The organism is Agromyces subbeticus DSM 16689 (assembly GCF_000421565.1).
Lineage (GTDB): Bacteria > Actinomycetota > Actinomycetes > Actinomycetales > Microbacteriaceae > Agromyces > Agromyces subbeticus.
In genome coordinates this window covers 91,587-116,504 of record NZ_ATXG01000011.1, presented here as the reverse complement: position 1 = coordinate 116,504, position 24,918 = coordinate 91,587, and the positions used below count along the sequence as shown (strand labels likewise).

The window sequence follows — 24,918 nt, the reverse complement described above, 5'->3', positions numbered from 1 at the left end:
TTCACCAAGAGCGAAATCGGCCGGGGTCAGCGCTTTGGCGCACGTTCGTTGCGTTCGCATCGAAACGGCGCCCGACGTCGCGGTGAGCAGTGACGACTGCGCCCCGAGCGGTGACAATGGGGGCGGAGGTCGTCGATGATCAACACGCACGAGGTCGAGAACCAGCCGCCGCCGCGCGAGGGCGTCGACGAGTACACGTCGAACGTGCCGCTCGTCGAGGCCGTCGCGCGCTGGGGGCGCGGGGGCACGGATGTCGCGGGGGACGAGCCCTCGAGTGATGGCGCCGGCCCTGCGGCATCCGCTGCGCTCGTCGAGGTCGGCAGGCTCGTCGGTTCGGCCGCGTTCCAGCGCGACGCCGAGCGGGCGAACACGCACATCCCTGTGCTGCGCACCCACGACCGCTGGGGCCGGCGCATCGACGAGGTCGAGTACGACGACGCCTATCACCGAGTCATCGCGGCGGCGGTCGGCGCGGGCGCGCACACCGGGGCCGCGGCGTCGCCCGGGCCGGGGGCGAACGTCGACCGGGCCGTCGCGTTCTTCCTGTTCGCGCAGGTCGAGCCCGGTCACGCCTGCCCGGTGTCGATGACGCACGCTGCGGTGCCGACGCTCGAGCTCGCGGCATCCGGCTTGCAAGACGAATGGATGCCGCGGCTGCTGAGCCGCTCGTACGAGCCGGCGCTCGGCGGAGCGCGCGTGGCCGGCGGGGGCGACGCAGCGAAGCAGTCGGCGCTCGTGGGCATGGCGATGACCGAGAAGCAAGGCGGCTCCGACGTGCGCGCGAACACGACGCGCGCCGAGCGGCGAGACGGTGACGGCGGTGCCGGCGGCGGCCCGGACTCGTGGGGAGCCGAGTACGGCCTGACGGGCCACAAGTGGTTCTGCAGCGCGCCGATGAGCGACGCTTTTCTCGTGCTCGCCCAGGCGCCGCAGGGGCTCAGCTGCTTCTTCGTGCCGCGGGTGCTGCCCGACGGCTCGCGCAACGTCTTCCGCATCCAACGGCTGAAGGACAAGCTCGGCAATCGCTCCAACGCCTCGAGCGAGATCGAGCTCGACGGCACGGCGGGCTGGCTCATCGGCGAGGAAGGACGCGGCGTCGCGACCATCGTACAGATGGTGACGCGCACCCGGCTCGACTGCATGATCGGCTCTGCCGCGGGCATGCGCCAGGCGATCGCCGAGGCCGCCTGGCACGTGCGGGACCGCCGGGCGTTCGGCTCGATGCTCGTCGACCAGCCCGCGATGGCGGCGGTCGTCGCCGACCTCGCGCTCGAGTCGGAGGCCGCGACCCTCACCGCGATGCGCCTCGCGCGGGCGTACGACGTCGATGCGGATGGTGCCGAGCAGGCGTTCCGGCGGCTGGCGACGGCCGTCTCGAAGTACTGGGTCTGCAAGCGCGGCGCGGGCCACGCGGCCGAGGCGCTCGAGTGCCTCGGCGGCAACGGGTACACCGAGGCGTTCCCGCTCGCACGGCGTTACCGGGAGCAACCGCTGCTCGCGATCTGGGAGGGCTCGGGCAACATCATCGCGCTCGACGTGCTGCGCGTGCTCGACCGGGAACCCGAGGCGTTCGAGGCGTTCTTCACCGAGGTCGGCTCGGCGGCTGGCCGTTCGCCGGCATTCGACGGTGCGCTCGCTGCGGCGCAGGGGCTCGCGCGCGAGTTATCGGCGACTGTTGCCGAGACCGCCGCCGCCCGCGCCCGGGAGCTGACCGAACGCCTCGCTCTCGTGCTGCAGGGCTCGCTCATGCTGCGCTTCGCACCCGAGCCGGTCGCCGACGCATTCGTGCGCGCCCGGCTGGGCGGCGAGGGCGGTGCGCAGTACGGAGTGCTGCCGCGCGGCACGGATGTAGGTGCGGTGATCGCGCGGGTGTGAAGGTGCGCGGCCTGTGGATAACCCGCCCGATCGCTGTCTCGGCTCGCTTAGGGTGAACGCCATGTCCTTCTCCCGGCTCGCGAAGCATCCTCGCCGATGTGCGCTCACCGCGCTCGCCGCGGGCGGTGCCCTCGTGCTGTTATTGAGCGGGTGCACGGGCGGCGGCGAGCCGTCGCCGACACCGAGCGCTTCGACGGATGCCGCGGAGCCGATCTTCGCGACGGATGAGGAGGCGCTGGCGGCGGCGGTCGCGGCGTACACAGCCTTTGAGGAACTCTCGCAGACGATAGCTGCGGAAGGCGGAATCGAACCCGAGCGGATCGAACGGTCCGTTACTTCTGAATACATGCCGGGCTTGCTGGAGGAGTTTGCGCAGTATCAGGAACTCGGGCTCCGCATCACCGGATCTGCTTCACTTGATTCGTTTAGGCTCGCCGAGCACTCCGGCGGAGCGGATCGGGTGAGCGTCACGCTATATGTCTGTCGTGACGTCTCTGGTGTGCGTGTGATCGATGCAGCCGGTGTGGATGTAACGCCAGCCGATCGTCAGCTGCGCACGCCATTGGTAGCCGATCTAGTGAGCAAGGATGGCGCTGACAATTTGCTCGTCAATGGAGTTGAACTGTGGCCAGGCGACGACTTCTGCTGACGGCCGGGGTCGTTATTGGCGCGTTGGCGGCACTAACGCTTGGCGTATCTCCGGCGATCGCCTGCAGCCCTGCTGTTGGCTATGTCGGTTGCCCGAGCGGTGTTTCAGGCTCCGTCGGTCAAGCCGAGGCGATATTGGAAGGAATTTCGGGAGTCGGAGACGAAGAGCCCGAGAGCCCAGAGCTCGTACTCGACGAGGACGAGGACGATAATGTTTCGGAGTCCGACTCGGGCAACCTGGATGCCGACCCGAAGCTTCCAGAGTTCTGCAGCCCCTTGAACACCGCGTTATGCGCCGGGCCACCGGCGGCGGAGCCGGCGCCTGATCCTCAGGCCCCGACACCCGCTGTCATCGTGACCCTCCGCGACATCGCGTCGTTCGTACCGGCGAAGCCCGGCAGCGACATGGAGCCGGGCGGCTGGGCGGTCGAAGATCTTCCGGCGAACTTCGTGGCCGCGGCATCCGCCCAGGTCGTGTCGGGCACACTGCTCGGCCAGCCGGCCGATGTGCGGTTCACGCCCGTCGGGTACCGCTGGACGCACAGCGACGGCGCCGTGATCGATCGAACTGCGCCCGGCGCAACCTGGACGGCCCTCGGGCAGCGCGAGTTCACGCCGACCGACACGAGCCACATCTTTGCCGAATCCGGCGAGTACACCGTGACGCTCGAGGTCGTGCTTCGCGCCGAGTACCGCTTCGCGGGATCCGGCTGGCGCGCAATCGCGGGCACCCTCGCGGTGGCGGGCGACCCGCAACGCGTGCTCGTCGGGGAGTTCGACACCGTGCTCACGAACGGCGACTGCCGGGCCAACCCCTCCGGCCCCGGCTGCTGAACTCCGTCGCGCAGTGCTTGCGACGTACCGCGAGCCCCGAGATCGCGCGCGCCTCACGCGTCGGCCGTGAGGCTCCGCTCGTACAGCTCTCGCAATCCGTCGACCCCGCCCGCAGCGAACGCCGCGCGCTGCCGCGCCGCGCCCGTGCCCTCGCGCAGCAACCGGGCGACGCCGTCGCGCACGAGTTCGAGATCGCCGGCGTCCTCGAGGGCGGGCTCCAAGACGCGGATCACGCGCTCGAGCGTCTCTTCGGCCGGCCGCAGTTCGGCGAGCAGTGGATCGAGCACCTCGGCGCTGAGCCCGGTGTGCGCGGAGTGGAGCAGCGACGCGTTCAGCAACTCGGGGCCGGGTTCCGCCCCGCTCACGGGCTGCACGGCGTCGGCACGATTGAACCGCTCGTCGAGCACGCACGCGACGAAGGCACGACAGATCGCCGCCAGCAGCACCGACGACCACGCCTCGAGCTGCGCATCGAAGATGCGGAACTCGATCGTCGGCACGTGGGTCGAGAGCCGCGCATTCCACATGATGATCGCGCGGTCCTTCATGCCCCCGATGCCGATGAGCCGTTCGAGCCTGCGGTCGTAGTCGGCGCCGTCACGGAAGATCGGCGGGCACCCCGTCGTCGTCCACCGACGCTGGGTGACGTTGCGCCAGCTCTCGAACCCGGTGTCGTACCCGCGCCAGATCGGCGAGTTGCCGGTCATCGCCGACAACAGCGGCAGCCACGTGCGACACGCATTGAGCGCCCGAATGCCGGCATCGCGATCTGGCACGCCGACGTGCACATGCAACCCCTGGATCTGATGGTCCGCGATCACCCCACCCATGTCGTCGACGATGCGCAGGTAGCGGGGCAGCTCGGAGACCGTCGGGAACGGCGGCGCATCCGGCGGCGTGCCGACACTCGCGACGACGACCCCGAGGTGCGCTGCCGCATCGACCAGCTCGCGGCGAAAATCGACGAGCGCCGTCTGCGCTTCGCTCATCGACGTGAAGACGGCCGAGGCGTGCTCCACCTGCGCAGCGAGGAACTCGCGGTGCGTCAGCGGCTGCAATCCCGGTCGGGCGGTGAGGTCTTGGAACGCGCGCGCACCGACATCCGCGGGGCGCAGGTTCTCGGCCTCGAGGAAGACGAACTCCTCCTCGATGCCGAACGTCGTGGTTTGCGTCGTCATCGCAGTCGCCCCCTCACGTTCATTCCGAACTCTGCTCATCGCGCCGAGGGGTGTCAAGCCCTTGGCACGGCCGCGCAGTTCTGCTGCTGAGACTCGGCCAGTCTCGGCGAGCAGATCGTCGAGATCGAGAGCGCAGCCTCGACATACTGATGGGAGCGCGATTCCGCCTCCCGAGATCGAAGGAGCGATTCCGATGAAGTACCTGATCCAGATCTACAGCAACCCCGCATCGCGCGCGGTGTGGGAGGGCTTCACGCCCGAAGAGCAGGCCGAGGGCTACGCGTACTACGAGGGCATCAGCAACGAGCTCGTGTCGAGCGGCGAGTTCGTCGCCGGCGAGGCGCTCGCCGACGCCTCCCTCGCCAAGCGCGTGACGCACAGCGACAGCGGCACGGTCGCGAGCGACGGCCCGTTCGCCGAGACGAAGGAGCTGCTCGCCGGCTTCTACCTCGTCGATTGCGAGAGCGAGGCGCGCGCCGTCGAGATCGCGGGCCGGTTCCCCGAGGCGCAGTTCGGCCTCGTCGAGGTTCGGCCGGTGCTCGAGATGGCCTCGGGCTCCGACGTGTGACGACGGATGTCTCGGGCTGAGGCCGGGGCTGGGGCTGAGGCCGAGGCCGTACGGGCACTGCGAGCCGCCGCACCGTCGGCGCTCGCGGTGCTCGTGCGGCGCTACGGCGACTTCGCCGCGTGCGAAGACGCCATGCAGGAGGCCCTCATCGCTGCCGCGAGCCAGTGGCCGCGCGAAGGGTTGCCCGACAGTCCGCGGGCGTGGCTCGTGCGGGTCGGCTCGCGACGCTACATCGACGAGGTGCGGTCGGATGTCGCCCGGCGCCGCCGTGAGTCGCACGCCGTCGATCTCGAGCCCGTCGATGCGGCGCCGGTCGCCGCGGTCGACGACACGCTCACGCTCTTTCTACTGTGCTGCCACCCCGCACTCGGGCGGCCCGCGCAACTCGCACTCACGCTGCGCGCAGTCGGCGGCCTGACCACGGCCGAGATCGGGCGGGCCCTGTTCCTGCCCGAGGCCACGATCGCGCAGCGCATCTCGCGCGCGAAGGCGCGCATCCGGGCGAGCGGCGACGGGTTCCGGATGCCGCAGCCGACCGAGCTCGACGAGCGACTCGCCGCTCTGCGGCAGGTGCTCTACCTCATCTTCACCGAGGGCCACACGGCGAGTTCGGGCGACGAGCTCGCACGGGTCGACCTCTCGGCCGAGGCGATCCGGCTCACGCGGCAGCTGCAGGCGTCGGGGCCCGATGCCTCGGGGGAGACCACGGGCCTGCTCGCCCTCATGCTCCTGACCGACGCGCGACGGGCCGCGCGCTCCGACGGCTCGGGCGGCCTCGTGCCGCTCGACGAGCAGGATCGAACCCGCTGGAACCACGACATGATCGACGAGGGCGTCGCGCTCGTCACGGCGGTGCTCGACCGCGCGCCGATCGGGCCGTACCAGGTGCAGGCGGCGATCGCCGCGGTGCACGACGAGGCGCCGTCGAGCGCCGAGACCGACTGGATCGAGATCCTCGGCCTCTACGCACTGCTCGACCACCTCGCGCCGGGGCCCATGGTCGCGCTCGGTCGCATCGTCGCACTCGCCATGGTCGAGGGACCAGCAGCCGGGCTCGCCGAGCTCGAGGCATCCGAGTCGGCGGCCGGTGGCACCGCGCTCGCCGAGCATCACCGCACCTGGGCGGTGCGCGCCCACCTGCTCGAGCGGTCGGGGGCGACGGATGCCGCATCGCTCGCGTTCGCCGAAGCGGCTCGCCGCACACTCAACGGGCCCGAGCAGCGCTATCTCGCCGCCAAGGCCGAACGTCTACGCTAGACCCGATGAGTCGCCCCCAGCTCCGTGATCCGCGCCGCGCACCGCGATCTCCGTCGCGACCGCACGCGCCGGGGCACCAGCACCATCACGGTCGCCTCGAGCGGCCGCGCGGCCGCGCGGGCCTCGGTCTCGCGCTCGGTCTCGGCCTCGTGCTGCTCTTCTTCGGCATCCGCGTCTTCGCACCCGAGGCGCTCGGCGATGTGCTCTCGAACACGGTGCAAGACTTCTTCACCCTCTCGATCAGCGTCATCATCGAGAGCCTGCCGTTCGTCTTCCTCGGCATCCTGCTCTCGATCGGGGTGCAGGTCTGGCTGCCCGATGGGTTCCTGCTGCGCCACCTGCCGAAGAATGCGGTGGTGCGGCGAGTGACGCTCTCGCTCCTCGGAGTGCTGCTGCCCGTCTGCGAGTGCGGCAACGTGCCCCTCACTCGCGGGCTGATCATGCGCGGGCTGACCGTCGGGGAGTCGATGACGTTCCTCCTCGCAGCGCCGATCCTCAACCCGGTCACGATCATCACGACGTATCAGGCGTTCGGCTGGTCCGACGGCATCCTCGTCTCGCGCATCCTCGGCGGCTTCGTCATCGCGAACCTCATCGGCTGGATCTACAGTCGGCACCCGAGCCCGATGAGCCTGCTCACCCCGAAGTTCCAGGCGAGTTGCGCCCATGCCCACGACGAGGTGCCGGCCACGCGCAGCCGGCGCAGCGTCGACATGTTCGCGAAGGAGACCGGGGCGATGCTGCCGGCGCTCTTCGTGGGGTCGGCGGTCGCCGGCCTCATCCAGGTCGCGGTCTCCCGAGACGTGCTCCTGACGCTCGGCCAGAACCCGATCCTCTCGGTGTTCGCGCTCATGGCGCTCGCCTTCGTCGTCGCGATCTGCTCGAACGTCGACGCGTTCTTCATCCTCGCGTTCGGCTCGACCTTCATGCCGGGCGCGATCGTCGCCTTCCTCGTGTTCGGGCCGATGATCGACGTCAAGATGCTCGCGCTCATGCGCACGACGTTCACGGCCAAGACCCTGGTGCAGGTCACGGTCGTGGTGGGTCTCGCGAGTGCAGCACTCGGATTGGCGGTGAACACCCTTGCGTAGACGACTCATCGCGCGCTGGCAGGGCGTCGTGCTCGCCCTCGTCGGCATCGTCGCCACGGTCTGGCTCGCGTTGACCGGCCAGCTCGGGCTCTACATCAATCCCGACACCTCGTGGTTCGCGATCCTCATGGCGAGCATCGGAGCCGTATTCGTGGTCGCCGCGTTCGCCTTCCCCCCGCTCGACGACGAGCATGTGAGCGAGGCAGATGCCGCATCGCCCGTGCCTCACGGCAAGCTGCACGAGCACGAGCACGAGCACGAGCACGCATCGTCGACACCGCCCGGCAAGATCCGTACCGCGCTGGCGGCGATGATCGTCGTCGGCGCGACCCTGGCGCTCCTCGTGCTCCCGCCGGCGACGCTGACCTCGGCGGTCGCCGCCCAGCGCAGCATCAACAGCGACACCTCGGCGATCAACCAGGGAGGCACCACCCTCGTCGGCGCCGACACCTCGAGCTTCACCGTGAAGGACTGGGCTGTCCTGCTTCGACAGAACCCCGACGTCGACGCCTACACCGGCACCCCCGTCACTGCGAGCGGATTCGTGCTCGCCTCGGCCGAGGACTCCGAGAACGTCTTCTTCATCACGCGGTTCGTCGTGACCCATTGCGCCATCGACGCCCAGCCGGTCGGAGTGCCGGTCTACCTGCCCGGCTGGCAAGACGACTACGAGGCTGATCAATGGGTCGAGGCATCCGGAGCACTGGCCGCGAACCCGGCGCAGACGGGAACCGATCCACTCGTGCTGGTGCCCGAGGAACTCGAGCGCATCGAGGAGCCGAGCGATCCCTATGTCTACTGACACGCAGTTGTCCTCTGACGCGCGGCCGACCGACGAGCCCGGTGCCGCGCGGGCAAATACATTCGCGCGGCGGCTGGCCGGCAGCATCGCGGTGCTCGCGCTCGCGGCTGGAGCGTTCGCGTTCGCGAACATCACCCAGGGCCCGCGGCTGAACGACGCGCAACTCGATGTGCAGCGCACGACAGTGCTCGCCGGGCAGAGACTCACCCTCGAGGTCAACCAGCCCGTGGCCTCGATCGACGAGACCGGAATCGCGGTCGAGCCCGCAGCCGCGGTGACCGCCGAGATCGACGACCGCACGATCATGCTCACCTTCGATGCGCCGCTCGCCTATTCGACCGACTACACGGTGCGAGTGCCCGGGGTCGTCGGTGCGGTGCAGCCCACGCCGTCGACCATCGAATACGAATTCACGACGCCCGGGGTCGACGTCTACACGCTCACGCGGCGCAGCGACCAGGGCGAGCCCGACGTGGTGCAGCGCAAGCCGCTCGACGGCGGCGACCCCGAGACGGTGTTCGAGGCGCCGCGCATCCAGGAGTTCGCCCACCACGGCGATCTGGTGCTCGCCGTGACCATCGAGGAGGACGGGTCGAACCTGCTCTTCGTCACCGATGCGCGCGACGGCGAGCCGCAGCAGTTCGGAATCCCCAGGGGCGCCTCGATTCGCGATCTCGCGGTCTCGACCACCAACCAGCTCGCCGCGTTGGTGCTCAGCTCGCCCGAGATCGACGGCGTGCGCGAATTCGACAGCGAGCTCATCGTGATCGACCTCTCGCCGAACGGCGGCATGGACCTGCTGCCGGTGCTCGGCCTCGACGGCGAGAAGTCGAACGTCTCGTCGTGGATGTTCGTTCCGGGCACGACCTCGCTCGTGGCGCAGGACTTCGAGCAATCGGTCTTCATGGTCGACGTCATCACCCAGCAGCCGGCGTCACCGCTCGGCGTGCACACCGAGCTGCGCGGCTTCGTGCCGGGCACTTCGCAGCTGATCGTCGCGGATCCCGATCGCGGCGCGCGCATCGACCTGGCCGACGGCACCACCACGACGCTCGAGCTGGCCTCCGCCGACATCGCCGAGAACGTCTATCCCGGGCCGATCACGATGCTCGACCGTGACTCGACGTACCTCATCTCGCTCGTGGCGCTCGCGGTCGAGGGCGATCGCAACGTTCGCACGTCGATGCTCGCCGAGGTCGGCGACGAGGGCGAACTGCGCGAGGTGTACGCGCCTGCGAGCGAGACGAGCATCATCCGCGAGTACTGCGTCTCGCCCAACGGACAGTACGTCGCCGTCGCGGCCTCGGCCGAGAGCGGGCGCCCTGACGGCTACTCCGACAATCCCGGGTTCACCGAGACGATGACCTCGGTCGTCGAGATCGCGAGCGGCCACACGGTACTGACGATGTCGGGCGGGTTCTCCGACTGGTGCACCTGAGCTGCACCGCTCGCGTCAGCGCCTGATCAGCGCCCGAGCAGGCCGACGGTCGTCGACACGATGCTCGAGAGCAACGAGAGAGCCACGAGCCCACCGGTCACGATCCAGGCGATGCGCTTGTGCTCCTCGTATCCCTCGAGCGCCCGGCCGTCGCGATCGCGCTGCGCGCCCGTGAGCACGAGCAGCAGGTCGACGAGCACCCAGATGCCGAGCCCGCCGAGGGTCAGCAGCTTGGCGATCGCAGTGCCGTACTTGCCGAGGTAGAAGCGGTCGGCGCCCCAGAAGCCGAGCAGCATGGCGAAGAGCCAGGTCGCGACGAAGGTGCGACCGGCCGAGCGGTAGGCGTCGTAGGAGAACTGCGGGCCGGATGCCGCGTCGGCGCTGTACCCCGGAGGAAGGGGTGCCGTCGTCTGCTCCTCGACGCCGTAGGGCGGCGGCGGAGCCGGCAGGGTGTGCGACGGGAAGACGAGCGCCGGGGCCGGCGGAGGCGGCGGCACGGCCGCGCCCGGAAACGCGGGCGCAGTGCCCGGGAAGACGGGCGGCGCCGCCGGCGCGAACGGTGCTGATGCTGCGGTCGCTGCATCGGCGGCGGGGGTGGCGCGCGCGGGTCGGGCGGTCGTCGACTCGTCGATGTCGTCGAAGGCGGGAACTGGGGTCGAACCGGAGCCGAAGCGTGGCGGCGGTGCCGCCGCAGGCACGAAGACGGGCGCCGGGGGCGCTGCCGGGGGAGCGGGTGGAGCAGACGAAGAGGCGGTCGGGCCGGAGGCGGCGGGCAACGGGCGCGGCGCGGCATCCGCGGGCTTCGGCGCCGTGTGCGGGCTCCAGGCGCTGCCGTCCCAGTAGCGCAGCAGCGCGGCATCCGATTCGTCGTCGTACCAACCGGCGGCACGCTCGGACTCAGGCTCAAGCGACACGCTCGCCCCTCTCTTTCTGCTCCTTCTTCTGCAACCGTACGGCGCGCACCGTGAGCTGCACAGCGGCGATCACGACGAGTGCCGCGAAGAGCCACGTCGACCACTCGGGCGACAGCAGGTGCGCGAGCGCGACGCCGCCGAACGAGGCCGCGGTGGCCGCGACGCCGGCGATGAGACCGGCGCGCAGGTCGACGACGCCGCCGCGGGCGTTCGTGATGGTGCCGCTGACGGCGGTGGGGATCATGACCGCGAGCGAGGTGCCCTTGGCGACGAGATCGCTCATGCCGAAGAAGACGATGAAGGCCGGCACCATGACGAGCCCGCCGCCGATGCCGAAGAGACCCGAGGCGACGCCGATCACGAGGCCGAGGCCCACCATGCCGACGATCGTGAGGGCGTCGAGTTCGACCTGCGCGGCAGCCCGCTCGGGCACGACGAGCAGCATGCGCACGGCAACCGCCACGAGCAGCGCGATGAAGAGCCAGCGCAGCCAGCCGAGCGGCAGGCGCCGCAGCAGCAGCGCGCCGAGCCACGATCCGACGATGCCGCCCGCAGCGACGAACAAGGCGGGAATCAGGGCGACCTCGCCGCTCAGGAAGTAGGTGATCGAGCCGGCGATCGCGGTGGGCACGATCGCGGCGAGCGAGGTGGCCGAGGCGCGCCGCTGATCCATGCCCGCGAAGGCCACGAACAGGGGCACCATCAGGATGCCGCCGCCGACCCCGAACGCGCCCGAGAGCAGGCCGCCGATCGCGCCGATGAGGGCGAGCCGCAGCCAGGAGACGGGTGCGTGCGCCTTCGGAACGGGCGGCTCGACGGAGGTCACCCGCCTACTGTACTGGGGTGCAATGGCCGCGGCGGTCTGGGTGCGCCTGGGGCTACGCAGCCTGCTCGGAGCGAGCGGTGACGAGGTCGGGCGCGGGGTCGGCGGTCACGACCGAGGGCTCCGCGACGAGGGCGGGCTCGAGTGGGGCGTCGAGCGCGTCGATCTCGTCGGCCGGCGCGAACCCGGCCTCGCGCAACTCGTCGGCGACGAGGCCGGCGCGACGCACGCCGCGGGCGAGCAGCACGAGCAGCACGCCGAGCATCGCGCCCGAGGTGTTCATCACGAGATCGCGGGGGTCGGAGATGCGATCGAGCTCGGGCAACTGCACGAGCTCGATGAACGTCGTGAAGCCGAAGCCGATGAGCAGTGCGAGCGGCCAGCGCCGTCGGGGCAGGAGCAGTGCCGCGATCACGCCGATCGGCACGAAGATCACGACGTTGAGCGCGATCTCCGAGAAGTACCCGGTGGTCCACGTGACCGGAGCGGTCCACGCGTCGGGGTTCAGGATGCCGCCGTCGACCTGGTTGCCCGCCGTGCGCCACGGCGCCGGACCGATGGTCGCCCACAGCACGACGGCTGCGTAGGCAGCGGCGACGAGACCGAGGGGGCGGCGGTTCATCCCACGATTCTGCACCCTTTGACTGCAAGCGCGCTGGCATCCTTCCGAGTGTCCGCTCACGACGGCGAATTTCGCGCCCGACTCTTCCTAGATCACGATTCGGTCGCGTACCGTGTGAAGCTGAACGTCACCCGATAGGGTGTGTTCACTGATTCCTCCATCAGGCGGGCGCTCGCCCGTGCCTCCATCTGATTGCCCGGAGGCGGACCCATCCGCGTGGCATGACCCGATACGAGACGGCGGATGCCTGAGCGCACACCCGCCCCTCGCCCCCGCTCCGTCGGCAACCCGCCGTGCGGGGCAGCGATCGACCGTCGATCGCATCGGGCTTGCACCAGCAGCCCTAGACGACAGAAGGACAGCAGTATGGCAACCGGAACCGTCAAGTGGTTCAACGCCGAAAAGGGCTTCGGCTTCATCGCTCCCGACGACGGCTCTGCCGACGTCTTCGCGCACTTCAGCGCCATCTCGGGCAACGGCTACCGTTCGCTCGAAGAGGGCCAGAAGGTCGAGTTCGAGGTCGCGCAGGGCCCGAAGGGTCTGCAGGCTGAGAACATCCGCGGCCTCTAAGCCTCGGAACTCACGACGCGAACGCCCCCGCAGCCTCGGCCGCGGGGGCGTTCGTCGTCTTCAGCTCGCGTCGCGCCAGGAGTGCTCGGGTGCGAAGCCGAGCTCGCGTCGCGCCTTCTCGATCGACAGCAGCGTGTCGTTGACGCCGAGCTCGCCGCGGATCGATACGCCGGGGAACATCTCGGCGACGAGTTCCGCGTTCGATCGCGACATCACGGTGTCGGCCGCGGCGATGATGTACCGCTCGAAGCCGGGCCCGGCGTTCGCGAGCGCGCGACTCACGGCCTGGGCGCCGTCGCGGCCGTCGATGTAGCCCCACAGGTTCCACTTGCGCAGGCTCGCGTCGCCGTCGAACGACGGGAACGCGGCGTAGTCGTCGGGGTCCATGACGTTCGAGAACCGCAGCGCCGTGATCGAGAGTTCGGGATTCCAGCGCACGAGCTCGATCGCGAGCTGCTCTTCGAGGTGCTTCACGAGCGAATAGGTGCTCTCGGGCCGCGCCGGGTACTCCTCGTCGACGGGGATGTACGGCGGCGGTACGTCGAACGGCAGGCCGAGCACGGTCTCGCTCGAGGCGTACACGATGCGGGTGATGCCGAGCCGGCGTGCCGCCTGGAAGACGTTGAACGTCGACGTGATGTTGTTGTGGAACGTCTCGACGTCGCTCGCGATGCCGGGTGCGGGGATCGCCGCGAGATGCACGATCGCGTCGGTTCCCGAGTGCCGGTCGTCGACACCGGCGATCGCGTCGATCACCTGGCCGTAGTCGGTGAGGTCGACGCGAGTGACGCTCTCGCGCTCGCCGAAGCGATCGAGGTTCACGACCTCGTGGCCCTCGTCGCGGAGCGTGCGGACGACGGTGCGGCCGAGCTTGCCCGAGCCTCCGGTGACGACGATGCGCATGGGTCAAGTCTTGCACCGCAACCCCCTGACGGCGCGCGCCTGCGTGCCTAGGCTCGACGCATGGCTGAGCTCGAAGCACGCCCGGGCGCCGAACAGTGGGTGCCGGCGGCCGCGGGAGTCGACGAACTGCGGCTGGCCGCGCCGCAGTGCCGGGGCTGCGAGCTCTGGCGAGATGCCACGCAGGTGGTCTTCTCACGCGGCCGGGCGAGCGCGTCGATGATGCTCGTCGGCGAGCAGCCCGGCGACCGCGAAGACCTCGAGGGCGAGCCCTTCGTCGGCCCGGCCGGGCGAGTGCTCGCCGATGCGGTTGATGCCGCCGGCATCCCGCGCGAGGGCATCTACCTGACGAACGCGGTCAAGCACTTCCGGTTCGAGCGCCGCGGCAAGCGCCGCATCCACGAGAAGCCCGCCGTCGGCCATATCGTCGCCTGTCATCCCTGGCTCGAGGCCGAGTTCGAGGCGGTCGATCCGTCGATCGTCGTGGCGCTCGGCGCCACTGCGGCGCGAGCGGTGCTCGGCCGCCCGGTGCGCATCGGCCAGCTGCGGGGCAAGGTGCTGCTGCCGGATGCCGCGGGGTCTGCGTCGGCGCTCCCGGCGCCGATCCTCGTCACCACGCACCCCTCTGCACTCCTGCGCATCGAGGATGCCGACGACCGCGCAGCCGCGTTCACAGCACTCGTCGACGACCTCCGCACAGCGGCATCCGCGGCGGTCTGATGGCGTTCGTTCCGAAGTCGTCGAAGTTTTCTCAGCGGGCGCACATGCGATGGGGCTAGAGTGGTGATATCTGCAGTGGGGGTCTTCTCCCCGCGTGACACGGCTGGGAAGTCAACGACAAGTCGGGACGAAGTAAACATCTCTCACGCCGAAGCTCTCGGTGCGATGCAGGCGAAGACGCCCCGCACCCGTTCCACACTCGTCACGAGAAGCGACATCGCGTGCTCGTCGAGTGTCGTCGAGCCGAAGCGATCACACCTCTCCCGCAGATCCATCATCGTCGCTACTCGCGCCACCGACCGTTCAGTCGGGGCAGCGCGGGCGCATCACGTGCGATTCACTCGCACCATCAACTTCCGGCGGCGGACGTCGCCGTCGGAACCCCGCACGACCTGAGGTCGTGCACGTCGCAGCCGTTTCGGCGGCTCGGCTTTACAGAAGGAAAAGAATATGGCTACCGGAACCGTCAAGTGGTTCAACGCCGACAAGGGCTTCGGCTTCATCGCTCCTGACGACGGCTCGGCCGACGTCTTCGCGCACTTCAGCGCGATCGCATCGGGCGGCTACCGCTCGCTCGAGGAGAACCAGAAGGTCGAATTCGAGACCGCCCGCGGCCCCAAGGGCCTGCAGGCTGAGAACATCACGGTCATTTCGTAAGTTCTCGCATCCCTTTCGATCGGGGTGGGCGCGCTCAACGAGCACGTCGAACCTGATCAACGAGCGGATGTCGCGGCAGCCGCCTCTTCGTGAGGCAAGCGCCGCGGCATCCGCTCTGTGCGTTTCGGGCCGCTGAGCTTCCTCAAAGCTTCGCTCCGTAGGCTCGACTCGTCGAACATCCCGATCAGTCCCGATCGGTCACGGTCGGCCCCGAAGGAGGAGCCCCCAATGCAGTGCCCCAGTGATGGAACCGTGCTCGTGATGAGCGAGCGGAGCGGCATCGAGATCGACTACTGCCCGACCTGTCGCGGCGTGTGGCTCGACCGCGGTGAACTCGACAAGATCATCGAGCGCGGCTCTCGCGAGTTCTCGGGCGCCGCACCGGCGGCACCGGCGGCACCGACGCCGCCCGCCGCCCCGGCGCAGCCCGCCCGGCCGGCGCAGCCCGCCGCCCCGGCGTACGGACAGCAGGGGTACCAGCAGCCCTACGACGACCGTGGCTACGACAACCGCGGCGACAACCGTGGCTACGACAACCGCGGCTACGGCGACCAGGGGTACCGCAAGAAGAAGAAGGAGAGCTGGCTCTCCGAACTCTTCGACTGATCGGGGTCATGCCGTCTCCAGGCGCGCCAACGGGTCGGCCGAGATGACGTCGGCGAAGAGGTCGAGGTAGTCCCGCGCCATCCGGGCATCGGTGAAGTCGGCTTCGGCCCTCGCCCGGCAATCGGCTCGGTCGAGCGCAGTGACATCGCCGAGCGCGGCCGCGAGTTCGTCGATGCCGGCCCGCACGAAGCCGGTGACGCCGTCGTCGACGAGCTCGGGAACCGACCCGCGCGGCGTCGCCACGACCGGGGTTCCAGCGGCGAGCGATTCGATCATCACGAGACCGAAGGGCTCGTCCCATTGGATCGGGTTGACGAGCGCGCACGACGCACCCATCAGCGCGCAGGCATCGGCGGTCGACAGCTCGCCGATGTACTCCGCGTTGCGGCCGAGAATCGGGCGCACCGCCTCGTTGAAGTACGCCCGCTCGGCAGGTTCCCGCATCTTCGCGGCGATGCGCAACGGAATGCCGGCGCGCTCCGCGACGAGGATCGCCTCGACCACGCCCTTCGTCGGATTCATGCGTCCGACGAAGCAGGCGTCGTTCCCGCCCGGGCCGATCGGCACGTCGGCGACGCAGATGCCGTGATGGATGACCCGTGCGATGCGGACCGTCCCGGCCGTCGAGGCGTGGTGGTGTGAGATCGCGACGAAGGTCATGTCGGGCGACGCGGCACCGTAGAGCTCCTGCACGAGCGGGATGAACGGGCCGTGTGCGATCGTGACGACCGGTGCGGTGGCTGCCGTGCGGGCCAGGATCGGGCCCGCTAGCGTGTTGTCGACGATCACGTCGACGTCGTCGAGCTGCGCGTACGCCCGAATGAGGTGCCGGAGTTCGTGCGTCGTGAGACCCATCGTGTCGGAGCCCGAGGGCGGGAAGCCGGGCAGCCGCTCGACGGGCGACGTGCTGTCGCCGGATGCCGCGAGCACGGCCTGGTGGCCGGCTCGCACGATCGCCTGGGCGAGCGTGTCGATGAACGATTCGATGCCGCCGTAGGCCGGGGGTGGCACGGGAATCCACGGCGGGGCGATGATGCCGATCCGCATGGGGCACCTCCTGTTCAGGCGCGGGAGGCACCGCGCGGAGCCGTGTGCAGGGTGATGTGCTCGGGCAGCCCCGTCACCGAGGTGTCGTCGCCGCCGATGTCGAGGGAGACGCGCGCCCCCGCGAACGGCACGTTCACGAGGTGGATGCCACCGAACTCGGGCGGGATCGCCGGAGCGAGCCAGAGCTCGCCCGTGGGAACAGAGGGATCGAGCCGCAGCATGCTGCGCAGCAGCAGGAACGGCGCGGCAGCGGCCCAGGCCTGCGGTGAGCACGACGCCGGGTACACGACGGGCTCCGCGTACTGCTCGCGATCGAAGCCGCAGAACAGCTCGGGCAGGCGCCCGCCGAAGTGGGTCGCCGCGTCGAGCAGCCCGACGATGACGCGGTGGGCCTGCTCGACGAAGCCGTAGCGCATGAGGCCGGCGGCGACGATGGCGCTGTCGTGCGGCCAGACCGAGCCGTTGTGATAGCTCGCCGGGTTGTAAGCGCCCATGTCGGAGGCGAGGGTGCGCACGCCCCAGCCAGTGAACATCGTCTCTGAGAGCAGCAATTCGGCCACGGCCGCAGCCTTGTCGTCGTCGACGATGCCACTCCACAGGCAGTGGCCCATGTTCGAGGCGCATGCGTCGACCTGTCGCTTGTCGCGGTCGAGTGCGACGGCGAAGCACTGGCGCTCGGGGATCCAGAACCGCTCGTTGAAACGCACCTTCAGCTCGGCGGCCTTCGCGTTCCACCGGGCGATGCCCTCGACATCGCCGCGGGACTCGGCGATCGTCGCCCGCGCGCGGTAGGCGGCATACACGTATCCCTGCACCTCGCACAGCGCGATCGGCGCCTCGGCGAGGGCGCCGTCGGCGAAGTTGATGCCGTCCCACGAGTCCTTCCAGCCCTGGTTGATCAGGCCGAAGTCGTTGAGCCGTGCGTATTCGACGAAGCCGTCGCCGTCACGATCGCCGTCGCGTTCGATCCACTCGAGCGCACGATCGGCCGCCGCGACGAGTTCGTCGGCGTCGTCGGGCAGGGCGCCCCATGCGGCGAGCTCGCCGAGCAGGAACACGAACAGTGGCGTGGCGTCGACGGTGCCGTAGTACACCGACTCGCCGCCGAGGGCGAGGTTCGTGGTCGCGCCCAGGCGAACCTCGTGCAGGATGCGGCCCGGTTGCTCCTCGGATGCCGCGTCGAACGTCGTGCCCTGCAGCTCGGCGAGGGTCTGCAATGTGCCGACGGCGAGCGTCGGATCGAGGCCGAGGGTCATATACGAGGCGATCAGTGAGTCGCGGCCGAAGAGCGCCATGAACCACGGCACACCGGCGGCGACGACAGCACGCTCGGGATGCCGGGGATTGAAGATGCGGAGCGAGCCGAGGTCGCGCTGGCTCTGCAGGATGATGCGCTCGACGTCGTCGTCGTCGATCGTCGGCACCCAGATGGAGGACTGCCACTGGGTGAGTCTGCGGGCAGGCCTCGTCTCGTGCAGGGGAGCCCCGATCGGGTCGAGCACGACCTCGTCGCCATCGAGCGTCGGGGTGATCACGATGCGTTGCGTCCAGCTTCCGTGCGGCGGCAGGCTGACGTCGAAGACGAGGCGCGCGGCGTCGACTGATGCACCGGCGGCAGTGACGACGAGACCGAGACGAGCGGGGGTGTGCTCCGACTCGGCGCGCAACCGCCCGTCTGAGCCGGCGAGGAGCGGGTGGGCGGCGCCGCCGGCACGTTCCTCCTTCACCTCGAAGATGTCGGCGAAGTCGGACTCGAGCGCGAGCTCGACTCGGCAGGACATCGGTTCGCGCGAGTAGTTGTGGATCGTGATCTTCTCGCGAAGCCCGCTGTCGACGCGGCGGTCGCGCTCGACGGTGAGCGGCGTGTCGGCTCGGTCGGGCAGGTGTCCGGCGCGCCCGACGATGAGCGCCCGGAAGGGTTCAGGGGTCATCGCCGACAGCGGTTCGATGGGTGCGCCGTCGATGAGCAGGGTCGAGCGCGACACGAGCCGGGTATCACGGAAGAACATCCCGTGCGGCAGTTCGGGAACGATGTCGCCGTTCGCGTGGGATACGCAGAACGACGAGCCCTCGACGATCGTGATGGCGCCGGCTCCCGCCGACTGCGCAAGCGTGTCCGTGTTCCAGCCCGTCATGAGTCAGCCCTTCGGGTGAGCGACCGACCGGCGCCATGCTCGCGACGCCGGTCACACCGATTCACGGTACGCACGGACGAACCCAAGCACGAGGGGATTGACAGCGGCGCCTTCACCGCTGGCTGGGTTGGGGCTGGTCTCGATACTGCGCCGGCGCTCCTACTCGACCGGCGTGCCTTCGGGGCCGCCGATGTTCACGAGCCAGGTGATGCCGTAGCGATCGGTGCACATGCCGAAGGCGTCGCCCCAGGGAGCGACCTCGAGCGGCACGATCTCGGAGCCGCTGTCGAGCAGCTTCTGCCAGTAGCCGCGCAGCGTGGCATCGTCGCCGGCATCGCCGGAGAGCGAGACCGAGATGGGCCCGCTCGAACCCGGGTCGGGCATCGAGCTCGGGGTGTCTGCGCCCATCAGGACGAGGCCGTTCTCCGCTTCGAGCTGACTGTGCATGATCTTGTCGGCATCGGCGGGGTCGTCGGCTTGGCCGAAGTCGGCGAACGTGCTCGACGTGAGTTCCCCGCCGAATACCGAGTGGTAGAACTCCATCGCCTCCCGCGCGTTGTCGCGGAAGTTGAGGTACGGGTTGAGCGTGACCATGATGCAGCCTTTCGAGGTGTCGGTGCGTGTGAGGGCATCCTCCTCGCTCGGCGGCGGGTCGGCAAGGCTTCACGGGATGAGGTGTTGACAGCGGCATTCGACCGTCGTACAGTTGTAATCAACCAAATGGTTGATCAATGAATTGGTTGAGAAAGGAGCAGGTGATGATCGTCGATCCGAGCGCAGACGACCGCCTCGACCGGGCCTTCATGGCGCTGGCCGACCCGGTGCGCCGCGGCATCATCGCCCGCCTGAGCCGCGGGCCGGCCACGGTCAACGAGCTCGCCGAACCGTTCCAGATCACCAAGCAGGCCGTGTCGAAGCACATCCAGGTGCTCGAGCACGCCGGGCTCGTCACGCGAACCCGCGATGCTCAGCGCCGACCCGTGCACCTCGAGGCGGCCCAGCTCGAAGCGCTCACCGCGTGGATCGACCGCTACCGGTTGATCCACGAGCAGCAGTTCCGCGCATTGGACGCGCTGCTCGCCACCGACCGCGGCCACGACGCCGCGGCATCCGTCGCCCGTGACGTACTCACCGAGTCTCGCGGCGGCAGCACTGTCACCTCCGCTGCCGGCGAGCCCGCCGGCACCAACACGAAAGAGTCGGAACAATGACGAACCCCGTCACCATCACCGTCCCCGAGGGGCTGCCCTTCATCGACATCGAGCGCGAGTTCGACGCTCCCGTCGCCGCCCTCTTCAACGCGCACCGCGATCCAGAGCTCGTCAAGCAGTGGCTCGGCCCGAACGGCTACGAGATGCAGATCGAGCGCTGGGACTTCGTGCCGCAGGGCGGGTACCGCTACCTGCACACGGGCACCGACGGCGAGACCTACGCGTTCAACGGCACCTTCCACTCGGTGCGCGAGAACGAGTTCGCGATCCAGACCTTCGAGTTCGAGGGCTTTCCCGACGTCGTGGCCATCGAGGCCATGACGTTCGAAGACCTCGGCAACGGGCGCACCAAGCTCCGCATCCACTCCACCTACCCGAGCGTCGAGGCACGCGACGGCATGGTGCAGTCGAACATGGAGCTGGGACTGCGCGAAGGCTACGAGCGCCTCGACGGCGTGCTCGCCGCCTGAGTGCCGGATCCACTCGATCCGCCCGATTCATGCCTCGAGTGGGCGAAGTTGGTCGATTTCGCGATCGAACACGACCAAATTCGCCCACTCGAGCACCCGCAGCCCGCAGTAGCGAGCACCGACCAAGTGAATGGAGATCACGTCATGGACTGGACACTTGAAGTCGTCATCGTTCCGGTGAGCGACCTCGGCCGCGCGATCGAGTTCTACCGCGACAAGGTGGGATTCGACCTCGATCACGAGACCACGAACGAGCACATGCACGTTGCGCAACTCACCCCGCGGGGCTCGGGTTGCTCGATCGTGATCGGCTCGCTTCCCTCGCAGAACGAGATGGCACCGGGCTCGATGCACGGCCTGCAGCTCGTGGTCGCCGACGCCGTCGCCGCCCGCGAAGAGCTGCTGAGCCGGGGCATCGAGGCGGGTGAGATCACCGGCTTCGACCCGCGCGACGGCGGCACCTTCTTCGGCTTCGCCGATCTCGACGGCAACACGTGGGTCGTGCAGCAGATCAAGGCCCGTGCCGAGCAGCCGTAGATTCCGGTCGAGGCTCGCGGGCGGTTCGGCGCCGATCAGGAGCACTGAGTTCGGCGCCGCCGGCCGGGCGTGGCGCGAGCCGCGATCGGCCGGTTCAGCCCTCGGCGACCGGCTGCCGCAAGATGGTGCGCAGCTTCTCGGGGGCTGTGCGCCGCGGGTCGCCGAGGTAGACCTCGTGGTGCCGGCCGTTGAAGCGCAGTCCGTGCTCTGGCATGAACTCGTCGTGCAGCCGAGCGAGCGTTGGCCCTTCGTCGTCGTAGGAGCCGAGGTGCAGGGTCTGCACCGACCGCCCCTCGGTGAGTCGCTCGAACCGCACTCGCTCGGCGGCTGCGGCCTTGGCCGTGGCAGCCGACGTCGCCTCGGCGACGAGCTCGGACGTGAGCCAGTCGGGTTGCCAGATCATCATGGTCCACGACCACGCCGACTTCTCGCGCGTGACGAACGTCGAAGGGTCGTCGGCGCTCCAGAGACCCTCGAGCGGGCCCACGACGTAGTCGCGGTCGAGCTCGCGCTTGCTGCGGAACTTCACCGTGTACGAGATGGCGTAGAGCGCCTCGACGGCCGCGGCGTATTCGGGCGCGGTGTTGGGGTCGCCATGACCGTCGATCATGCAGTACGCGAGCTCGGGCACGTCGATGACGTCGAAGCGCCCCGATCGTGCGGTGTAGCTCGAGATCTCGCGCTTGGGATCGTACTTCGCCGCCATGCCGGCCAGTCTGGCACCGCCCGGCGACATCGGCGGACGTGATGCACGCTCCGGCGTGCTCATGACAGCATCGAGACATGACCGAATCTCCACAGGTACTCCGCTACGCGGCGTTCACCGGCGATGCGTCGGGCGGCAACCCGGCCGGCGTCGTGCTCGATGCGTCGGCGCTCGACGACGCGGCCATGCAGCGCATCGCCGCAGAGGTCGACGACGCCGAGACCGCGTTCGTGACCGGCCGCGCCGGCGACGCGCACGTCGTTCGGTACTTCTCGCCGATCGCCGAGGTGCCGTTCTGCGGGCACGCCACCGTCGCGACCGCGGTGGCCCTCGCAGCGCGAGACGGCGTCGGTGCAGGAGCACGCACGGTGCGATTCTCGACGCCCGTCGGCGAGATCGTCATCGAGACGAGCGAGCACCCCGACGGCGGCATCCGCGCGGCGTTCACGAGCGTCGATACGCAACTCGCGCCGATTCCCGAGTTCGTGCTCGACGCACTGCTCGACCTGCTCGGCCTCGACCGCTCGCAGATCGCCGAACGGTACCCGCCGCGACTCGCCTTCGCGGGCAACTGGCATCCGGTGCTCGTGATCGCCGAGTCCGCCGTGTTCGACGGGTTCGGCTTCGAGCCCACGGCCGTGCGAGCCTTCATGGACGCACAGGGCTGGCCGGCGACCATCACCGTGCTGCACCCGCTCGCTGCGGCCGACGCCGACACCGGCCCAGTCGTCCCGCCGCAACGCTTCGGGGCGCGCAACCTCTTCCCCGTCGGGCGCATCACCGAAGACCCGGCCACCGGTTCCGCCGCTGCCGCGGTCGGCGGGTATCTGCGCGGCCTCGGACTCGTCGAACCGCCCGCCCGAATCGTGATCGAGCAGGGCCGGCACGTCGGCCGGCCGGGCGAGCTCACGGTCGACATCCCGGCGAGCGGCGGCATCGTCGTGAGCGGGCGAGCCGTGCCGATCACGGCGCCGACCGGCGCTTGAGCGCCCAGCGCCCAGCATCCAACTCGCGGTCCGGTGCCATTGCCACCACCGTCACCACTGATTCATCACGATCCACCCGCACGCACCTCACCACTTGGAGCACCATGCAGACTCGCACCCTCGGCCGCACCGGCCGCACCGTCTCGATCATCGGACTCGGCACCTGGCAGCTCGGCGCCGACTGGGGCGAGGTCGACGAGGCCGACGCGCTCGCCGTGCTCGACGCCGCATACGCGGCGGGCGTCACCTTCTTCGACACCGCCGACGTGTACGGCGATGGTCGTAGCGAATCGCTCATCGGCACCTGGCTTCGGGCGAACCCCGACTCGGGCGTCACGGTCGCCACCAAGATGGGGCGACGGATGCCGCAGGAGCACGCCAACTACTCGCTCGCGAACTACCGGGCGTGGACCGACCGCTCGCGGGCGAACCTCGGCGTCGACACGCTCGACCTCGTGCAGCTGCACTGCCCGCCGACGTCGGTCTACGGCGACGACGCCGTCTACGACGCGCTCGACGCGCTCGTCGCCGAGGGTGCGATCACGAACTACGGCGTCAGCGTCGAGCGGGTCGACGAGGCCCTCGCCGCGATCGCTCGGCCGCACGTGGCATCCGTGCAGATCATTCTGAACGCGTTCCGGCTGAAGCCGCTCGACGAGGTGCTGCCGGCCGCCGACGCGGCCGGCGTCGGCATCATCGCCCGGGTTCCGCTCGCGAGCGGGCTGCTCTCGGGGCGGTACACGAGCGAGACGCTCTTCGCCGCGAACGACCACCGCACCTACAACCGGCACGGCGAGTCCTTCGACGTGGGCGAGACCTTCTCGGGCGTCGACTACGAGACGGGCGTGCGCGCCGCCGCCGAGTTCGCCGCGGTGGCCCGTGAGGCCGTGCCCGCTGCGACGACGGCGCAGGCCGCCCTCGCCTGGATCGCGGCGCAGCCCGGCGTGAGCTCGGTGATTCCCGGTGCCCGTTCGCCCGAGCAGGCGCGCTCGAACGCCGCGGCCGGGTCGCTGCACCTGCCGGCTTCGGTCGACGCCGTCGTGCGAGACCTCTACGACCGCGACATCCGCCCCTCGGTGCACGAGCGCTGGTAGCCCGCTGACTCGCCCCCGATCGGGACCACTCGTGTCGCACGGGACCGTGGATATCGAGTGTCCTGCGCGATACGAGTGGTCCTGAGCGAGCGACCACGCCACGGCGAAAATTCGAGAACTCCCCCCGAACACCCCGCAACGTCGATACGCTCACGAGTGTGGTGTTAGCGGGGGGCTGACAGTGACGACATCGGGGCACCGTGGGGGCGCAGGCCTGCTCGGTGCTGCACGAGACCGCGGGGTCGCCACATCTCCCTCCTTCGACCCGTCGACACGACGGGCTCAGATCGCAACATCGGTCGTATGAAGGAAGGAATCGAATGATCACTCGACGAGACATGGCGTTCGACCATGAGGGGGCGACGGCCCTGCAACTCGGGGGCCGCAAGAGTCGCACCCAGGTGCATCGAATGCTCGGCCTCGCGTTCGCCGGCCTGATCGTGGTCACGCTCGGCGTGGCCAGTCAGGCGCAGAGCGCGCGGGCCTCGGCCGACCTCACCAGGGCGCACGAGCTCGCGGTGGCGCAAGTGGGCGACCGCGTCGGCATCGGTGCCGCGGGCGTCGACGTCAACGGCATTCGGGATGCCGCGGCGACGAGCTTCGCCACGAGTGCGCTGCACGGTGCACACGGGCTCATCTCAGAGGCGGGTGCCGAACTCGGCGCCGGTGCCGCGGCGACCCTCGTGTCGTTGCGCAACGGCGTGATCGCCGAGGTGGCTTCGGGCGGCTCCGCCGCTGCCGTCACCACGGCAGTGGCATCGCTGCGGGCCGAGCACGGTGCGCTGTCCGCAGCGCTCACGGCTCACCGCGAGGCGGTCGCCGCGCAGGTCGCGGCCGAGGCCGCCGCGGCCGAGGCCGCCGCCGAGGCCGCCCGAGTGGCAGCCGAGCAGTCCGACGACACCGGGTCGTGGTCGGAAAGCTCGGACGCCGCATCGGGTTCCGACGCGGGAGCGAGCTCCGGCAGTGCCGGCGAGGCTCCCGCGGAGGCCGCTGCGAACCCCTACACCGCCGAGTCCTACCCGGGCCTGCCCGCTGCGCCTCGCGATGAGGACTGCGGTCCGTGCACCGGCAAGGAGATGCACCCCGTGTACTACAACGGCAAGTATGTGTGGGGCTGCAACGCGTAACGGCGAGCACCGCAGTCGATGGGCGTCCGGGAGACCGGGCGCCCATCGTCATCACCGGTAGGGTCGAAGGCGATGAGCGCCGTGCAGCACCCCGACGAAGGG

Annotated in this window: 27 protein-coding genes; 18 read left to right on the top strand and 9 right to left on the bottom strand. The window is 69.6% G+C overall.

The window, feature by feature from the left end; all coding sequences use genetic code 11:
- Positions 1-135 precede the first annotated feature (135 nt).
- From H521_RS0114730 to H521_RS23625, 3 genes are all read left to right on the top strand, one after another.
- Complete coding sequence (locus H521_RS0114730) at positions 136-1,875, top strand: acyl-CoA dehydrogenase family protein (protein WP_022893794.1); 1,740 nt, start codon at positions 136-138, stop codon at positions 1,873-1,875.
- 61 nt (positions 1,876-1,936) lie between these two features.
- Positions 1,937-2,524, top strand: a complete 588-nt coding sequence (locus tag H521_RS0114725) for a hypothetical protein (RefSeq protein WP_022893793.1) — start codon at positions 1,937-1,939, stop codon at positions 2,522-2,524.
- Between the two features lie 353 nt (positions 2,525-2,877).
- A complete protein-coding gene (locus H521_RS23625; protein WP_022893792.1) occupies positions 2,878-3,357 on the top strand; it encodes a PKD domain-containing protein in 480 nt (159 codons plus the stop codon).
- Between the two features lie 53 nt (positions 3,358-3,410).
- On the opposite strand, the gene H521_RS0114715 is transcribed toward H521_RS23625, so the two are convergent.
- On the bottom strand, positions 3,411-4,535 hold the full coding sequence (locus tag H521_RS0114715) for a carboxylate-amine ligase (protein WP_022893791.1): 1,125 nt from the start codon (positions 4,533-4,535) through the stop codon (positions 3,411-3,413).
- Between the two features lie 193 nt (positions 4,536-4,728).
- Between H521_RS0114715 and H521_RS0114710 the strand changes: the two genes are divergently transcribed.
- The 5 genes from H521_RS0114710 to H521_RS0114690 are packed head-to-tail and all read left to right on the top strand — an operon-like array spanning position 4,729 to position 9,691.
- Positions 4,729-5,103, top strand: coding sequence for a YciI family protein (locus H521_RS0114710; protein ID WP_022893790.1), 375 nt, complete (start codon positions 4,729-4,731; stop codon positions 5,101-5,103).
- Between the two features lie 6 nt (positions 5,104-5,109).
- Complete coding sequence (locus tag H521_RS0114705; protein ID WP_022893789.1) at positions 5,110-6,360, top strand: RNA polymerase sigma factor; 1,251 nt, start codon at positions 5,110-5,112, stop codon at positions 6,358-6,360.
- Positions 6,361-6,365: 5 nt separating this feature from the next.
- Positions 6,366-7,451, top strand: a complete 1,086-nt coding sequence (locus tag H521_RS0114700) for a permease (protein WP_022893788.1) — start codon at positions 6,366-6,368, stop codon at positions 7,449-7,451.
- Complete coding sequence (locus tag H521_RS0114695) at positions 7,444-8,253, top strand: TIGR03943 family putative permease subunit (protein ID WP_084512422.1); 810 nt, start codon at positions 7,444-7,446, stop codon at positions 8,251-8,253. Before H521_RS0114700 ends, H521_RS0114695 begins: the two co-directional genes overlap by 8 nt.
- The gene (locus H521_RS0114690; RefSeq protein ID WP_156891471.1) at positions 8,243-9,691 is read left to right on the top strand and encodes an Ig-like domain-containing protein; all 1,449 of its coding nucleotides are present in this window, start codon (positions 8,243-8,245) and stop codon (positions 9,689-9,691) included. Before H521_RS0114695 ends, H521_RS0114690 begins: the two co-directional genes overlap by 11 nt.
- A gap of 26 nt (positions 9,692-9,717) precedes the next feature.
- Here H521_RS0114690 and H521_RS26480 read toward each other — a convergent pair whose 3' ends face one another.
- Genes H521_RS26480 through H521_RS23615 form a run of 3 tightly spaced genes read right to left on the bottom strand, consistent with a single transcriptional unit; the run spans position 9,718 to position 12,050 of the window.
- Positions 9,718-10,605: an NINE protein gene (locus H521_RS26480; RefSeq protein ID WP_022893785.1), complete on the bottom strand. Its 888-nt coding sequence runs from the start codon at positions 10,603-10,605 to the stop codon at positions 9,718-9,720.
- Positions 10,595-11,431: a sulfite exporter TauE/SafE family protein gene (locus tag H521_RS0114680; RefSeq protein ID WP_022893784.1), complete on the bottom strand. Its 837-nt coding sequence runs from the start codon at positions 11,429-11,431 to the stop codon at positions 10,595-10,597. The genes H521_RS26480 and H521_RS0114680 overlap by 11 nt, the downstream gene beginning before the upstream one ends.
- Before the next feature lie 52 nt (positions 11,432-11,483).
- Positions 11,484-12,050 carry a VanZ family protein gene (locus H521_RS23615; protein ID WP_022893783.1) on the bottom strand — a complete coding sequence of 189 codons (567 nt, stop codon included), beginning with the start codon at positions 12,048-12,050 and terminating at the stop codon, positions 11,484-11,486.
- Between the two features lie 366 nt (positions 12,051-12,416).
- Here H521_RS23615 and H521_RS0114670 point away from each other — a divergent pair, with 366 nt between their 5' ends.
- Positions 12,417-12,620 (top strand): cold-shock protein, encoded by a 204-nt coding sequence (locus tag H521_RS0114670; RefSeq protein ID WP_022893782.1) that lies wholly within the window; start codon positions 12,417-12,419, stop codon positions 12,618-12,620.
- A gap of 60 nt (positions 12,621-12,680) precedes the next feature.
- On the opposite strand, the gene H521_RS0114665 is transcribed toward H521_RS0114670, so the two are convergent.
- On the bottom strand, positions 12,681-13,523 hold the full coding sequence (locus H521_RS0114665; protein ID WP_022893781.1) for an NAD-dependent epimerase/dehydratase family protein: 843 nt from the start codon (positions 13,521-13,523) through the stop codon (positions 12,681-12,683).
- Positions 13,524-13,583: 60 nt separating this feature from the next.
- Between H521_RS0114665 and H521_RS0114660 the strand changes: the two genes are divergently transcribed.
- The 3 genes from H521_RS0114660 to H521_RS0114645 all read left to right on the top strand — a co-directional run bounded on the left by H521_RS0114660 (position 13,584) and on the right by H521_RS0114645 (position 15,503).
- The gene (locus H521_RS0114660; protein ID WP_022893780.1) at positions 13,584-14,240 is read left to right on the top strand and encodes a UdgX family uracil-DNA binding protein; all 657 of its coding nucleotides are present in this window, start codon (positions 13,584-13,586) and stop codon (positions 14,238-14,240) included.
- A 450-nt stretch (positions 14,241-14,690) separates the two neighbouring features.
- A complete protein-coding gene (locus tag H521_RS0114650; protein WP_022893778.1) occupies positions 14,691-14,897 on the top strand; it encodes a cold-shock protein in 207 nt (68 codons plus the stop codon).
- A gap of 228 nt (positions 14,898-15,125) precedes the next feature.
- Positions 15,126-15,503 carry a TFIIB-type zinc ribbon-containing protein gene (locus H521_RS0114645; protein WP_022893777.1) on the top strand — a complete coding sequence of 126 codons (378 nt, stop codon included), beginning with the start codon at positions 15,126-15,128 and terminating at the stop codon, positions 15,501-15,503.
- A gap of 6 nt (positions 15,504-15,509) precedes the next feature.
- On the opposite strand, the gene H521_RS23610 is transcribed toward H521_RS0114645, so the two are convergent.
- The 3 genes from H521_RS23610 to H521_RS0114630 all read right to left on the bottom strand — a co-directional run bounded on the left by H521_RS23610 (position 15,510) and on the right by H521_RS0114630 (position 19,279).
- On the bottom strand, positions 15,510-16,550 hold the full coding sequence (locus tag H521_RS23610) for a glycosyltransferase (protein ID WP_022893776.1): 1,041 nt from the start codon (positions 16,548-16,550) through the stop codon (positions 15,510-15,512).
- A 14-nt stretch (positions 16,551-16,564) separates the two neighbouring features.
- The gene (locus tag H521_RS0114635) at positions 16,565-18,685 is read right to left on the bottom strand and encodes an amylo-alpha-1,6-glucosidase (protein ID WP_022893775.1); all 2,121 of its coding nucleotides are present in this window, start codon (positions 18,683-18,685) and stop codon (positions 16,565-16,567) included.
- 159 nt (positions 18,686-18,844) lie between these two features.
- The gene (locus tag H521_RS0114630) at positions 18,845-19,279 is read right to left on the bottom strand and encodes a VOC family protein (RefSeq protein WP_022893774.1); all 435 of its coding nucleotides are present in this window, start codon (positions 19,277-19,279) and stop codon (positions 18,845-18,847) included.
- Positions 19,280-19,443: 164 nt separating this feature from the next.
- Between H521_RS0114630 and H521_RS23605 the strand changes: the two genes are divergently transcribed.
- The 3 genes from H521_RS23605 to H521_RS0114610 all read left to right on the top strand — a co-directional run bounded on the left by H521_RS23605 (position 19,444) and on the right by H521_RS0114610 (position 20,903).
- Positions 19,444-19,896, top strand: coding sequence for an ArsR/SmtB family transcription factor (locus H521_RS23605; RefSeq protein WP_022893773.1), 453 nt, complete (start codon positions 19,444-19,446; stop codon positions 19,894-19,896).
- Positions 19,893-20,366 (top strand): SRPBCC family protein, encoded by a 474-nt coding sequence (locus H521_RS0114620; RefSeq protein WP_022893772.1) that lies wholly within the window; start codon positions 19,893-19,895, stop codon positions 20,364-20,366. Before H521_RS23605 ends, H521_RS0114620 begins: the two co-directional genes overlap by 4 nt.
- A gap of 144 nt (positions 20,367-20,510) precedes the next feature.
- Complete coding sequence (locus tag H521_RS0114610; protein ID WP_026482317.1) at positions 20,511-20,903, top strand: VOC family protein; 393 nt, start codon at positions 20,511-20,513, stop codon at positions 20,901-20,903.
- Positions 20,904-20,997: 94 nt separating this feature from the next.
- On the opposite strand, the gene H521_RS0114605 is transcribed toward H521_RS0114610, so the two are convergent.
- Positions 20,998-21,609, bottom strand: coding sequence for a GyrI-like domain-containing protein (locus tag H521_RS0114605; protein WP_022893770.1), 612 nt, complete (start codon positions 21,607-21,609; stop codon positions 20,998-21,000).
- A gap of 77 nt (positions 21,610-21,686) precedes the next feature.
- Here H521_RS0114605 and H521_RS0114600 point away from each other — a divergent pair, with 77 nt between their 5' ends.
- The 3 genes from H521_RS0114600 (at position 21,687) to H521_RS0114590 (ending at position 24,816) form a co-directional block, all read left to right on the top strand.
- The gene (locus tag H521_RS0114600) at positions 21,687-22,595 is read left to right on the top strand and encodes a PhzF family phenazine biosynthesis protein (RefSeq protein ID WP_022893769.1); all 909 of its coding nucleotides are present in this window, start codon (positions 21,687-21,689) and stop codon (positions 22,593-22,595) included.
- 104 nt (positions 22,596-22,699) lie between these two features.
- The gene (locus H521_RS0114595) at positions 22,700-23,689 is read left to right on the top strand and encodes an aldo/keto reductase (protein ID WP_022893768.1); all 990 of its coding nucleotides are present in this window, start codon (positions 22,700-22,702) and stop codon (positions 23,687-23,689) included.
- 320 nt (positions 23,690-24,009) lie between these two features.
- On the top strand, positions 24,010-24,816 hold the full coding sequence (locus H521_RS0114590; protein ID WP_156891469.1) for a hypothetical protein: 807 nt from the start codon (positions 24,010-24,012) through the stop codon (positions 24,814-24,816).
- Positions 24,817-24,918: the final 102 nt, after the last annotated feature.

What these genes read in the sequence shown, in the direction of transcription:
- H521_RS0114730 (WP_022893794.1), top strand. Translation starts at nt 136, where the DNA reads ATGATCAACACGCACGAGGTCGAGAACCAGCCGCCGCCGCGCGAGGGC.
- H521_RS0114725 (WP_022893793.1), top strand. Translation starts at nt 1,937, where the DNA reads ATGTCCTTCTCCCGGCTCGCGAAGCATCCTCGCCGATGTGCGCTCACC.
- H521_RS0114715 (WP_022893791.1), bottom strand. Translation starts at nt 4,535, where the DNA reads ATGACGACGCAAACCACGACGTTCGGCATCGAGGAGGAGTTCGTCTTC.
- H521_RS0114710 (WP_022893790.1), top strand. Translation starts at nt 4,729, where the DNA reads ATGAAGTACCTGATCCAGATCTACAGCAACCCCGCATCGCGCGCGGTG.
- H521_RS0114705 (WP_022893789.1), top strand. Translation starts at nt 5,110, where the DNA reads ATGTCTCGGGCTGAGGCCGGGGCTGGGGCTGAGGCCGAGGCCGTACGG.
- H521_RS0114700 (WP_022893788.1), top strand. Translation starts at nt 6,366, where the DNA reads ATGAGTCGCCCCCAGCTCCGTGATCCGCGCCGCGCACCGCGATCTCCG.
- H521_RS0114690 (WP_156891471.1), top strand. Translation starts at nt 8,243, where the DNA reads ATGTCTACTGACACGCAGTTGTCCTCTGACGCGCGGCCGACCGACGAG.
- H521_RS23615 (WP_022893783.1), bottom strand. Translation starts at nt 12,050, where the DNA reads ATGAACCGCCGCCCCCTCGGTCTCGTCGCCGCTGCCTACGCAGCCGTC.
- H521_RS0114670 (WP_022893782.1), top strand. Translation starts at nt 12,417, where the DNA reads ATGGCAACCGGAACCGTCAAGTGGTTCAACGCCGAAAAGGGCTTCGGC.
- H521_RS0114665 (WP_022893781.1), bottom strand. Translation starts at nt 13,523, where the DNA reads ATGCGCATCGTCGTCACCGGAGGCTCGGGCAAGCTCGGCCGCACCGTC.
- H521_RS0114660 (WP_022893780.1), top strand. Translation starts at nt 13,584, where the DNA reads ATGGCTGAGCTCGAAGCACGCCCGGGCGCCGAACAGTGGGTGCCGGCG.
- H521_RS0114650 (WP_022893778.1), top strand. Translation starts at nt 14,691, where the DNA reads ATGGCTACCGGAACCGTCAAGTGGTTCAACGCCGACAAGGGCTTCGGC.
- H521_RS0114645 (WP_022893777.1), top strand. Translation starts at nt 15,126, where the DNA reads ATGCAGTGCCCCAGTGATGGAACCGTGCTCGTGATGAGCGAGCGGAGC.
- H521_RS23610 (WP_022893776.1), bottom strand. Translation starts at nt 16,550, where the DNA reads ATGCGGATCGGCATCATCGCCCCGCCGTGGATTCCCGTGCCACCCCCG.
- H521_RS0114635 (WP_022893775.1), bottom strand. Translation starts at nt 18,685, where the DNA reads ATGACGGGCTGGAACACGGACACGCTTGCGCAGTCGGCGGGAGCCGGC.
- H521_RS0114630 (WP_022893774.1), bottom strand. Translation starts at nt 19,279, where the DNA reads ATGGTCACGCTCAACCCGTACCTCAACTTCCGCGACAACGCGCGGGAG.
- H521_RS23605 (WP_022893773.1), top strand. Translation starts at nt 19,444, where the DNA reads ATGATCGTCGATCCGAGCGCAGACGACCGCCTCGACCGGGCCTTCATG.
- H521_RS0114620 (WP_022893772.1), top strand. Translation starts at nt 19,893, where the DNA reads ATGACGAACCCCGTCACCATCACCGTCCCCGAGGGGCTGCCCTTCATC.
- H521_RS0114610 (WP_026482317.1), top strand. Translation starts at nt 20,511, where the DNA reads ATGGACTGGACACTTGAAGTCGTCATCGTTCCGGTGAGCGACCTCGGC.
- H521_RS0114605 (WP_022893770.1), bottom strand. Translation starts at nt 21,609, where the DNA reads ATGGCGGCGAAGTACGATCCCAAGCGCGAGATCTCGAGCTACACCGCA.
- H521_RS0114600 (WP_022893769.1), top strand. Translation starts at nt 21,687, where the DNA reads ATGACCGAATCTCCACAGGTACTCCGCTACGCGGCGTTCACCGGCGAT.
- H521_RS0114595 (WP_022893768.1), top strand. Translation starts at nt 22,700, where the DNA reads ATGCAGACTCGCACCCTCGGCCGCACCGGCCGCACCGTCTCGATCATC.
- H521_RS0114590 (WP_156891469.1), top strand. Translation starts at nt 24,010, where the DNA reads ATGATCACTCGACGAGACATGGCGTTCGACCATGAGGGGGCGACGGCC.